Source organism: Bacteroides sp. AF25-38AC (assembly GCF_003602995.1).
Taxonomy (GTDB): Bacteria; Bacteroidota; Bacteroidia; order Bacteroidales; family Bacteroidaceae; genus Bacteroides; species Bacteroides uniformis.
Genome location: NZ_QTMD01000009.1, coordinates 154,958 through 165,686 on the forward strand (window position 1 = coordinate 154,958; position 10,729 = coordinate 165,686).

The window sequence follows — 10,729 nt, forward strand, 5'->3', positions numbered from 1 at the left end:
CAAATTTTTTTGAAACTTTGTTCGGAATATCAGTTTTTTTATGATTGTCTTTATCTTCCAACTCCTTTTGGGGTGTTGTTTTGCGAGGTTTGCTTTTTTCTTCTCCAAAAGTCTCCATTCGTACGGCTCCCGCGATAGATTTTGTTTTCCTTGGTTTTGGCCTTGATTTCTTCAGTCTTGATTTCCTGGGCTTTTAAACCATCGGCGGTGACAAAAGGGTGTTCTTTTATTACTGGGATACTTTTCCCTATCAATTTTTGGATATCTTTCAGGTAAGGCAGTTCTTCCGATTCGCAAAAGGAGAGGGCAATACCGTCGTGGCCGGCACGTCCGGTTCGTCCGATACGGTGCACGTATGTTTCCGGAATGTTGGGCAACTCATAGTTGATGACGTGTGATAGTTGGTCCACGTCGATACCTCGTGCTGCAATATCGGTTGCTATCAGTACACGCAGTTCATGGTTCTTAAAGCCGGTCAGTGCTCGCTGTCGGGCATTCTGCGACTTGTTTCCATGTATGGCTTCGGCTCTTATTCCGGACTTACTAAGGGTACGTGCAAGTTTGTCTGCTCCATATTTAGTTCTGGTGAAGATAAGTACGGACTTGATAGCCGGATTCTTCAGCAGATGAATCAGTAAGTCTTTTTTCTCTTTTTTCTCAACAAAATAGACTGATTGGGAGATTGTGTCAACCGTAGACGATGCAGGGGTGACTTCCACTTTCTCGGGGTGCGTCAGCATGGAGTTTGCCAAGGTCTCTATTTCCGGAGGCATTGTGGCCGAAAAGAAGAGGGTCTGTCGTTTTGCGGGCAATAACTTTAATATGCGCCGGATATCATGTATGAATCCCATGTCCAGCATCCGGTCCGCTTCGTCCAATACGAAGAACTCGAGCGCTTTTAGGTTAATGAAACCTTGGTTGACCAGGTCTTGCAGTCGTCCGGGAGTTGCAACCAGTATTTGTACTCCACGTTTCAGTTCATCTGTCTGTGGCTTTTGTCCTACACCGCCGAAGATGACGGCATGTCTCAATCCGGTATACTTACCATATGCACTGAAGCATTCTCCTATCTGTATGGCCAACTCGCGGGTCGGCGTCAGAATGAGTGCTTTGATACTTTTGCGGTTATCCGTTTTATACAACTTTTGCAAGATAGGGATGGAAAATGCGGCGGTTTTGCCTGTTCCGGTTTGAGCACATCCTAATAAGTCTTTTCCTTGAAGTAATATAGGGATCGATTTTTCCTGGATTGGGGTAGGGGTGGAATACCCCTCTTCTTGAAGAGCCTTCAATATAGGTTCTATCAAATTCAAATTTTCAAATGTCATGTAATCAATTAAGTGAGCCTCATGCTCTGTTTATATTTGGCAAATATACGTCAAGTCTTCCGGGAAATCTCTTTTTATGGAGGGGTTTAATTATATTTAACTAAGGATGCTGAGGTATAATCGCATGTTATGGTGTACTTTTGCTCCATATTTAGATAGTGGCATGGAAAAATGATGAAATTGCATTTAAAATATCTTTGGATTGTATTGATGGCTTGTACTTTGACTGCTTGCATGAATGGTGGGGGTGACTTGGCCGGTAAGTGGCAGTTGCGTCAGTACCAATATGCCGACGGTACATCAGAGAAGGTGGACAGTGTATTTTATAATTTTCAAAAAGGAAGTTTTTCTGCCATATGTTTGTTGAAAGATGGAGGGTTGACTACGTTTTTTGGAAATTATTCTTTGAAAGGTGCTGAAATTTCCATTATTTTGTTGCCTGAAAGCGTTAACGATAAAAATTATGATACTTATTTCGGGTGGCCGGAAGGAAAATGTACCTTTAAAGTAGAAGATTTGTCCTACTCTTCATTGCGTTTGGAATATGGGGGCACGAAATCTATTTTTCGAAAATTTTGAGATAAAGAATAAGAATAGACGATTTTACTAATAAAAACAATAGAAAAGATGAAAAAATTAGCCGTATTGGGAATGGGAGTATGCATAGCTCTGGCATTCTCTTCTTGTAAATCAAGTGAAAGTGCTTATAAGAAAGCATATGAAAAGGCAAAACAGCAGGAATTGGCTGAGCCGCAAACAACTGCCCCTGCTGAAGAGGTGGCTCCAGTGGTTACCGCTCCAGTAGAAGTAAAGGTGGTGGAAAGTGCACCTGCCGGCATGCGTCAGGAAAAGGTGACTGTGGTATCAGGTGGTACCAGCTTGAAAACCTTTAGTGTAGTTTGCGGAGCTTATAGCGTGAAAGCTAATGCGGAAGGTGTGAAGCAGGCATTGGTGAATGAAGGCTATACTGCAATGGTGGTTTACAATGCAGAAAGAAACCTGTATCGTGTAGTTATCGGTACATTCGATGACAGAGCATCCGCCGAGAATCTGCGCGACTCTTTCAAAGCTAAACATCCTTCGAATGATGACTTCCAGAAGGCATGGTTGCTGTATAGCGTCAATTAATAGAATTCTTTTTGGTAATTCATAACAGAAAGGAATGTATGTTTCCTTTCAAGATGAGGCAGTAACTGCGAAGTTACTGCCTTTTTCATGATATGCCGAAAGAATGTGAAGGCTGGCGCTGTCGCGTGTTTGGTTTGGCAAAACAAAGTGTTTCCTTTAACAGAACAGTTTGTTTCATTAAAGAGAACACTTTGTTTCTCTTAACAGAACATCTCGTTCTATCGCATAAAAACAAAATGTTTTTATATACTGAAACAACTTGTTTTTAAAGGTTGAAACAAAGTGTTCAGTACTGTGAACTAACGGACTAATTGAGAAAAGACCCAGATAAACTCATGTTGTCACAGTCTCTTTAGTTCCTCTTCCTTCGTGAATATTTCACTCTATTTCTCTGCTCCGGATTGATTTTTCTGATTGTGAAAAGTGCTTATAATATTCTCTCTTTCGTTTAAAAGAAGTTATAAAACAAGAGGTGGAAACTTTTAGACCTGAAAAAGTTTTTAATTTTGTGCTTTATCTTTGAGAAGAATATAGTATGGAACGACGATATATACTGAATGCGATTGATGCCGCTTTGCAGGCTGGCGAGAAAATTCTTTCCATTTACGATGATCCGGCATCGGATTTTCAGGTAGAAAAAAAAGCGGATAATTCTCCTCTTACTATTGCCGACCGTAAGGCTCATGAAACTATCTGCCGTTTTTTGGCTGATACACCTTTCCCTCTGCTAAGCGAGGAAGGCAAACATTTGCCTTTTTCGGAACGACGGAGTTGGGAAACTTTATGGATTGTAGACCCTTTGGACGGTACGAAGGAGTTCATCAAGAGGAACGGTGAGTTCACAGTGAATATAGCTTTGGTGCATCACTCAGTACCGGTAATGGGAGTCATTTATGTGCCGGTAAAAAAGGAGCTCTATTTTGGAGTGCATGATTCGGGTGCTTATAAGCTATCCGGTATTACTGCACGTGATGGAATGTCGTGGGATGAACTGCTTGCGAAAGCTGTTCGGCTGCCGGAAACAAGCGTGCACGAACGGTTTGTAATTGTGGCTTCCCGTTCGCATCTGACGCCCGAGACAGAAGATTATATCGAGAAAATGAAATGCAGCCATGCGGAAGTTGAGCTTATATCAAGTGGAAGTTCCATCAAGATTTGTCTGGTAGCTGAAGGCAAGGCTGATGTATATCCTCGTTTTGCCCCTACGATGGAATGGGATACGGCGGCTGGGCATGCTATTGCACGTGCTGCCGGAATGGAAATTTATCAGGCGGGGAAGGAAGAACCTTTGCAATATAATAAGGAGGATTTGCTGAATCCGTGGTTTATCGTAGAACCCAAGCATACTGAAATAAAATAACGACTTTATGACATTTGAGATATTGTTTGTGCTGCTGGCATTGTTGGGCATGGTGATTGCCTTGGTTCTGGATAAAATGCGTCCGGGCATGGTGCTCTTTTCTGTCGTAGTATTGTTCTTGTGTGCAGGTATCCTCACTCCTAAGGAGATGCTGGAAGGGTTCAGTAATAAGGGGATGATGACTGTTGCCATGCTGTTTTTGGTCAGTGAAGGCATCAGGCAATCGGGTGCTTTGGGGCAAGTAATCAAGAAGCTGCTTCCCCAAGGTAAGACTACGGTCTTTAAAGCGCAGTTCCGTATGTTGCCCACCATTGCTTTTATTTCAGCTTTTCTAAACAATACTCCGGTGGTTGTTATCTTTGCTCCCATTATCAAGCGTTGGGCCGAATCTGTAAAATTGCCTGCTACCAAGTTCCTTATACCCCTTTCTTATGTGACGATACTTGGCGGAATCTGCACCCTGATAGGGACGTCGACCAATCTGGTGGTGCATGGTATGATATTGGAAGCCGGATATGAAGGCTTTACTATGTTCGAGTTGGGTAAAGTGGGCATTTTCGTCGCGATTGCAGGCATCCTTTATCTGTTCGCTTTTTCCTCAAGGCTTTTGCCGGATGTTCGTACGGATGCGGTAAAGCTGGATGAGGAACCGGAGGAGCATGGAGATTTACATCGGGTGGAAGCTGTACTCGGCGCCCGTTTTCCCGGTATCAACAAGAAACTTGGTGATTTTAACTTCAAGCGGCATTATGGGGCCGAAGTGAAGGAGATTAAGCGTAGCGGTCAGAGCATTGTCGGAAATCTGGAAAATGAATATCTCCGCGAAGGGGATACGCTGGTGGTGATGGCTGATGACTCTTTTGTAAAGACCTGGGGGGAATCTTCGGTGTTCGTGTTGCTGGCCAATGGCAAGGATACGGAACCGGTGCCCGGAAAGGGAAAGCGCTGGTTTGCCTTGGTTTTGCTGATATTGATGATAGTGGGTGCAACGGTTGGTGAACTTCCGGTTGTCAAGGAAGCTTTTCCGGAAATCAAGTTGGATATGTTTTTCTTCGTTTCCATTACTACTATCATTATGGCCTGGACAAAGATATTTCCGGCCCGCAAGTATACCAAATATATATCTTGGGATATTCTGATAACGATTGCTTGTGCTTTTGCTATCAGCAAGGCGATGGTGAATTCCGGAGTGGCAGATGCTGTGGCGCGTTTCATTATAGGCATGAGCCATCATTATGGCCCCCACGTGTTGCTGGCTGCTGTGTTTATCATAACGAACTTGTTTACAGAACTGATTACGAACAATGCGGCCGCGGCACTCGCTTTCCCGTTGGCACTTTCCATCTCTTCACAGATGGGAGTCAGTCCGATGCCTTTCTTCGTTGTAATTTGTATGGCGGCTTCTGCCAGCTTCTCCACTCCTATAGGGTATCAGACTAATTTGATTGTACAAGGTATCGGTAACTATAAGTTCACGGATTTTGTACGCATCGGGTTACCTTTGAATATCATTACTTTCCTGATATCCATTTTCTTGATTCCTTTAATTTGGCCATTTTAAAAAAAGAAGAAATAATAACATATGGAAGAAAACAACCACATATATCCGATATTTGACAAAATGCTGATGCGGAAAGACAAAGAAGACTTGTTGAAGCAGCACAGCGTGATGGTTTGGTTTACCGGTTTGAGCGGCTCCGGCAAAAGTACGATAGCCATTGCCTTGGAGCGCGAACTTCATAAAAGAGGATTGCTTTGCCGTATCCTGGATGGTGACAACATCCGCAGTGGCATCAACAATAACCTCGGTTTTACGGAGGCCGACCGTGTGGAGAATATCCGGCGTATAGCCGAAGTTTCCAAACTCTTTCTTGATACGGGTGTTATAACAATCGCGGCTTTTATCAGTCCTAATAACGATATTCGTGAAATGGCGGCTGATATTATCGGACAAGACGATTTTCTGGAAGTTTATGTCAGTACCCCGCTTGAAGAGTGTGAACGCCGTGACGTGAAGGGACTTTATGCCAAGGCACGTAAGGGAGAAATCAAGAATTTTACAGGTATTTCCGCGCCTTTTGAGGAACCGGCTCATCCGGCTCTGACGTTGGATACCTCTGTTCTCAGCCTGGAAGAATCGGTCAATAAACTGTTGGAACTCATTTTACCAAGAATTCAGAAGAAATAAGATATAATGAAAGAAGAATATAAATTGAGCCATTTGAAGGAACTCGAAGCAGAGTCCATTCATATTATCCGTGAAGTGGCAGCGGAGTTTGAAAATCCGGTGATGCTGTATAGTATCGGCAAGGATTCTTCGGTTATGGTGCGCTTGGCCGAAAAGGCGTTTGCTCCCGGCAAAGTGCCGTTCCCGTTGATGCACATCGATTCCAAGTGGAAGTTTAAGGAGATGATACAGTTCCGTGACGAGTATGCCAAGAAGTATGGTTGGAACCTGATAGTGGAAAGCAATATGGAAGCTTTCAATGCAGGTGTCGGGCCTTTTACGCATGGCAGCAAGGTGCATACGGACCTGATGAAAACGCAGGCTTTGCTCCACGCATTGGATAAGTATAAGTTTGATGCGGCATTCGGTGGTGCTCGTCGCGACGAGGAGAAGTCACGTGCCAAAGAGCGTATTTTCTCCTTCCGTGACAAGTTCCATCAATGGGACCCCAAAAATCAGCGTCCCGAATTGTGGGATATTTATAATGCCCGGGTACATAAAGGAGAGAGTATCCGAGTATTTCCGTTAAGTAATTGGACGGAGCTGGACATCTGGCAATATATACGTTTGGAAAATATTCCTATTGTGCCGTTGTATTTTGCCAAGGAACGTCCTTGTGTGGAGATTGACGGAAATCTGATAATGGCGGATGACGACCGCTTGCCTGAACAGTACCGCGACCAGATAAAGATGCGTATGGTGCGTTTCCGTACGCTGGGTTGCTGGCCGTTGACCGGTGCTGTGGAAAGCGATGCCGATACCATCGAGAAGATTGTCGAGGAAATGATGACCACCACCAAGAGTGAACGGACGACCCGTGTCATTGACTTCGACCAAGACGCAAGCATGGAGCAGAAGAAGCGCGAGGGATACTTCTAAAGGAATTAAAAATTAAGAATTAAAAATTAAATCATTAAGGATGAACGATTCTACACTTGATATAAAGGCTTTTCTTGATAAGGATGAGCAGAAAGACTTATTGCGCTTACTGACTGCCGGTTCTGTGGATGACGGAAAATCCACATTGATAGGCCGTCTGTTGTTCGACAGCAAGAAACTATATGAGGATCAGCTGGACGCACTGGAACGCGACAGCAAGCGCATGGGAAATGCCGGCGACCACATTGACTACGCCCTTTTGCTGGACGGCTTGAAGGCAGAGCGCGAACAAGGCATCACCATCGACGTGGCATACCGCTACTTCTCGACCAACAACCGTAAGTTTATCATTGCCGATACTCCGGGACACGAGCAGTACACACGCAACATGATTACCGGGGGCTCTACAGCTAACTTGGCAATTATTCTGGTGGATGCACGTATGGGTGTCATTACGCAGACGCGCCGGCATACTTTTCTGGTGTCGTTGCTTGGCATCAAGCATGTGGTGCTTGCTGTCAATAAGATGGACCTGGTGGATTTTTCCGAAGAACGTTTTAATGAGATAGTCGATGAATATCGGAAGTTTATAGCTCCATTGGGTATTCCTGACGTAAACTGCATTCCGCTGTCAGCTTTGGATGGCGACAATGTGGTGGAGAAATCGGAACGTACTCCTTGGTATGAGGGTATTTCACTTCTTGACTTTCTGGAGACGGTACATATTGACAACGACCATAATTTGAAGGATTTTCGTTTCCCGGTTCAATACGTCTTGCGTCCCAATCTCGATTTCCGTGGTTTTTGCGGTAAGGTGGCTTCGGGTATTATTCGTAAGGGAGATGAAGTGATGGCATTGCCTTCCGGTAAGAAGTCGCATATCAAGAGTATAGTTACATACGACGGCGAATTGGATTACGCCTTTCCGCCCCAGTCCGTCACCTTGACTTTGGAGGACGAAATAGATGTGTCGAGAGGGGAAATGCTGGTACATCCGGATAACCTGCCCGTCATGGACCGCAATTTTGAAACGATGCTGGTTTGGATGGATGAAGAGCCGATGGATATCAACAAATCATTCTTCATCAAACAGACCACCAATATAAGCCGCACCCGCATCGACAGCATCAAGTATAAAGTGGATGTCAATACGATGGAGCATCTTTCCATTGACAACGGAAAGTTGAGCAAGGAAACATTGCCGATGCAGCTCAATCAGATTGCGCGCGTGGTGCTGACCACTGCCAAAGAGCTTTTCTTTGACCCTTATCGGCAGAATAAGGCTACCGGTTCGTTTATCTTGATAGACCCGATAACCAACAATACCAGTGCTGTAGGTATGATTATCGATAGGGTGGAGGATAAGGACATGCACTTAGCTGAGGACCTGCCTATACTGAATTTGCCTAAGCTGGGTATAGCTCCCGAACATTACGAAGCTATAGAAAAGGCTGTGAAAGAGCTGGAACGCCAGGGCGTGGCTGTACGGATAGAGCGCAGTACTTCTTTATAAGTATTGCAGTTCTCTCTCGGTATCACCGGAAGAAAACCATAACATATTAATATAAAGATAATAATGGGATTGTTAGAATTCAATAAGCTTCCGATAAACACCCTGGTAGGTGCGGATTGGAAAACATTCAAGGATATAACGGGCGGTCGTGACATCGGTGCTGCCTACAAAGGCAAGTATCGGCTGACAAAAGCCGTCTGCCGCCTGCTGTCCACTTTGGCTCCTCTGCAGGACAGACGCTATGAAAAGCTCCTGGCAGATAAGCCCTTGGAGCATGATCCGGTATTCATTTTGGGACACTGGCGTAGCGGGACTACGTTTGTGCATAATGTTTTCTCCTGCGACAAGCATTTCGGCTACAACACGACATACCAGACTGTATTTCCGCATCTTATGATGTGGGGGCAGCCTTTCTTCAAGAAGAACATGAGTTGGTTGATGCCGGACAAACGTCCCACGGACAATATGGAACTTGCCGTTGACCTTCCGCAAGAAGAGGAGTTTGCTTTGGCAAATATGATGCCCTACACCTATTATAATTTCTGGTTCCTGCCCGAATATCAGCAAGAGTATGCCGATAAATACCTGCTGTTTGATGACATCACAGAGAAAGAGCTGAAAGTATTTGAGGAGACTTTCGTCAAACTGATAAAGATTTCTCTTTGGAATACGAACGGAACCCAGTTTCTTAGTAAGAATCCGCCTCATACGGGACGTGTGAAAGAGCTTGTCAAGATGTTCCCCAATGCCAAGTTTATCTATCTGATGCGTAATCCTTATACTGTTTTCGAAAGCACACGTAGTTTCTTTACTAACACCATTCAGCCGTTGAAACTGCAGGATATCAGTCATGAGGAGCTTGAGAAGAATATTTTGTCCATTTATGCCAAACTGTATCATAAGTACGAAGCGGACAAGGCATGCATTCCTGAAGGAAACTTGATAGAGGTGAAGTTTGAGGACTTCGAAGCGGATGCAATGGGAATGACTGAATATATCTACAAGGCTTTGTCCATTCCGGGCTTTGTAGAGGCGCGTGTCGATATTGAGAAGTATGTAGGTGGAAAGAAAGGATATAAGAAGAATAAATACAAGTATGATGAGCGTACAGTGCAGTTGGTTCAGGATAACTGGAATTTTGCGCTGGAACAGTGGAAGTACGATTTATAATGATTGTCAATTATCAATGAGAGAAATGATTCAAAAGAAAATTCGTATGTTGGGAGTGCTGTCTGCCATGCTTTGTTGCGGAGTCGTTTCTGCGCAGCAGCACGAGGTAGAGATGATTCCTTTCGGAAATATGGATCAATGGATTGACCGCCAAATCAAGGAATCCGGTATTATCGGCGGTGCCACGAAGAATGTGTATGCCATCGGGCCTACTGCTACTATCACTGAAACCAAGGCATACAAGAATATGGGAGGTTCGCCGTGGGCGACATCCAATGTGATGGCGCGGGTAGCCGGTATCACGAAAACTAATACTTCTGTTTTCCCGGAAAAGAGAGGGAATGGTTTCTGCGCCCGTATGGACACCCGTATGGAGAGTGTGAAAGTTTTTGGAATAGTGGATATCACGGTGCTGGCTGCCGGCTCTATGTTTCTGGGTGAGGTGCACGAACCTATCAAGGGGACTAAAAATCCGCAGAAAATGCTGAATTCCGGCATACCGTTCACAAAGAAACCTATCGCCATACAGTTTGATTATAAAGTAAAGATGTCCGACCGCGAGAAGCGTATCCGTGCAACGGGCTTTAGCCGTATCACAGATGTTGAGGGAAAGGACTTCCCGGAAGTGAATCTGTTTCTGCAAAAGCGTTGGGAAGATGAGAAGGGGAATATCTATGCCAAGCGTGTAGGAACGATGGTCGTACGATATTATACTACTACCGATTGGCATAATAATGCCACTTATTCCATCATGTACGGTGATATCACCGGTGACCCTGCATACAAGGCCCACATGATGCGTCTTCAGGTTGAAGAACGCTATACAGTTAACAGTAAAGGAGAGAGTGTGCCTATTAAGGAGGTTGCCTGGGGGACGAAGGACGATGTGCCCACTCATTTGCTGTTGCAATTCACCTCTAGTCATGGTGGTGCTTATATAGGTTCTCCTGGCAATTCGCTATGGATTGACAATGTAAAATTGGTCTATTAGAATAAAAGCAGTTAAAGTTGATGTCATACTTTAGCTGCTTTTTTTATGGAGTCAACGAGACTTTGACTTACTTCTTATTTCAAATGAATTTTGTATGTCAGCCCTCCCGTGAAATATTTCATCCTCTGCATTT

10 protein-coding genes are annotated in these 10,729 nt (G+C 44.4%); 9 read left to right on the forward strand and 1 reads right to left on the reverse strand.

All coding sequences use genetic code 11. The features are described 5' to 3' along the window. Positions 1-50 precede the first annotated feature (50 nt). Positions 51-1,328 carry a DEAD/DEAH box helicase gene (locus DWY55_RS08385; RefSeq protein WP_117878058.1) on the reverse strand — a complete coding sequence of 426 codons (1,278 nt, stop codon included), beginning with the start codon at positions 1,326-1,328 and terminating at the stop codon, positions 51-53. Between the two features lie 174 nt (positions 1,329-1,502). On the opposite strand from DWY55_RS08385, the gene DWY55_RS08390 reads away from it, so the two are divergent. The 9 genes from DWY55_RS08390 to DWY55_RS08430 all read left to right on the forward strand — a co-directional run bounded on the left by DWY55_RS08390 (position 1,503) and on the right by DWY55_RS08430 (position 10,596). Next, positions 1,503-1,907 carry a lipocalin-like domain-containing protein gene (locus tag DWY55_RS08390; RefSeq protein ID WP_172679974.1) on the forward strand — a complete coding sequence of 135 codons (405 nt, stop codon included), beginning with the start codon at positions 1,503-1,505 and terminating at the stop codon, positions 1,905-1,907. 48 nt (positions 1,908-1,955) lie between these two features. Next, positions 1,956-2,456, forward strand: coding sequence for an SPOR domain-containing protein (locus tag DWY55_RS08395; RefSeq protein WP_005826564.1), 501 nt, complete (start codon positions 1,956-1,958; stop codon positions 2,454-2,456). 535 nt (positions 2,457-2,991) lie between these two features. Then, positions 2,992-3,816 (forward strand): 3'(2'),5'-bisphosphate nucleotidase CysQ, encoded by an 825-nt coding sequence (gene cysQ / locus DWY55_RS08400; protein ID WP_005826562.1) that lies wholly within the window; start codon positions 2,992-2,994, stop codon positions 3,814-3,816. Positions 3,817-3,823: 7 nt separating this feature from the next. Next, on the forward strand, positions 3,824-5,377 hold the full coding sequence (locus DWY55_RS08405) for an SLC13 family permease (RefSeq protein WP_005826561.1): 1,554 nt from the start codon (positions 3,824-3,826) through the stop codon (positions 5,375-5,377). A 21-nt stretch (positions 5,378-5,398) separates the two neighbouring features. Continuing rightward, a complete protein-coding gene (gene cysC, locus DWY55_RS08410) occupies positions 5,399-6,004 on the forward strand; it encodes an adenylyl-sulfate kinase (RefSeq protein ID WP_005836053.1) in 606 nt (201 codons plus the stop codon). 6 nt (positions 6,005-6,010) lie between these two features. Continuing rightward, the gene (cysD, locus tag DWY55_RS08415; protein ID WP_005826557.1) at positions 6,011-6,922 is read left to right on the forward strand and encodes a sulfate adenylyltransferase subunit CysD; all 912 of its coding nucleotides are present in this window, start codon (positions 6,011-6,013) and stop codon (positions 6,920-6,922) included. Positions 6,923-6,962: 40 nt separating this feature from the next. Beyond that, positions 6,963-8,435: a sulfate adenylyltransferase subunit CysN gene (cysN, locus tag DWY55_RS08420; protein ID WP_005826555.1), complete on the forward strand. Its 1,473-nt coding sequence runs from the start codon at positions 6,963-6,965 to the stop codon at positions 8,433-8,435. 63 nt (positions 8,436-8,498) lie between these two features. Beyond that, entirely contained in the window at positions 8,499-9,605 is a 1,107-nt protein-coding gene (locus tag DWY55_RS08425; RefSeq protein WP_009036831.1) for a sulfotransferase family protein, read from the forward strand. A 25-nt stretch (positions 9,606-9,630) separates the two neighbouring features. Next, positions 9,631-10,596 carry a PCMD domain-containing protein gene (locus DWY55_RS08430; protein ID WP_117878069.1) on the forward strand — a complete coding sequence of 322 codons (966 nt, stop codon included), beginning with the start codon at positions 9,631-9,633 and terminating at the stop codon, positions 10,594-10,596. The last annotated feature ends 133 nt before the right edge of the window (positions 10,597-10,729 follow it).

Excerpts from the sequence above, each read along its gene's own strand:
- DWY55_RS08390 (WP_172679974.1), top strand. The coding sequence starts at position 1,503 with ATGAAATTGCATTTAAAATATCTTTGGATTGTATTGATGGCTTGTACT.
- cysQ (WP_005826562.1), top strand. The coding sequence starts at position 2,992 with ATGGAACGACGATATATACTGAATGCGATTGATGCCGCTTTGCAGGCT.
- DWY55_RS08425 (WP_009036831.1), top strand. The coding sequence starts at position 8,499 with ATGGGATTGTTAGAATTCAATAAGCTTCCGATAAACACCCTGGTAGGT.
- cysC (WP_005836053.1), top strand. The coding sequence starts at position 5,399 with ATGGAAGAAAACAACCACATATATCCGATATTTGACAAAATGCTGATG.
- DWY55_RS08395 (WP_005826564.1), top strand. The coding sequence starts at position 1,956 with ATGAAAAAATTAGCCGTATTGGGAATGGGAGTATGCATAGCTCTGGCA.
- DWY55_RS08385 (WP_117878058.1), bottom strand. The coding sequence starts at position 1,328 with ATGACATTTGAAAATTTGAATTTGATAGAACCTATATTGAAGGCTCTT.
- cysN (WP_005826555.1), top strand. The coding sequence starts at position 6,963 with ATGAACGATTCTACACTTGATATAAAGGCTTTTCTTGATAAGGATGAG.
- DWY55_RS08405 (WP_005826561.1), top strand. The coding sequence starts at position 3,824 with ATGACATTTGAGATATTGTTTGTGCTGCTGGCATTGTTGGGCATGGTG.
- DWY55_RS08430 (WP_117878069.1), top strand. The coding sequence starts at position 9,631 with ATGATTCAAAAGAAAATTCGTATGTTGGGAGTGCTGTCTGCCATGCTT.
- cysD (WP_005826557.1), top strand. The coding sequence starts at position 6,011 with ATGAAAGAAGAATATAAATTGAGCCATTTGAAGGAACTCGAAGCAGAG.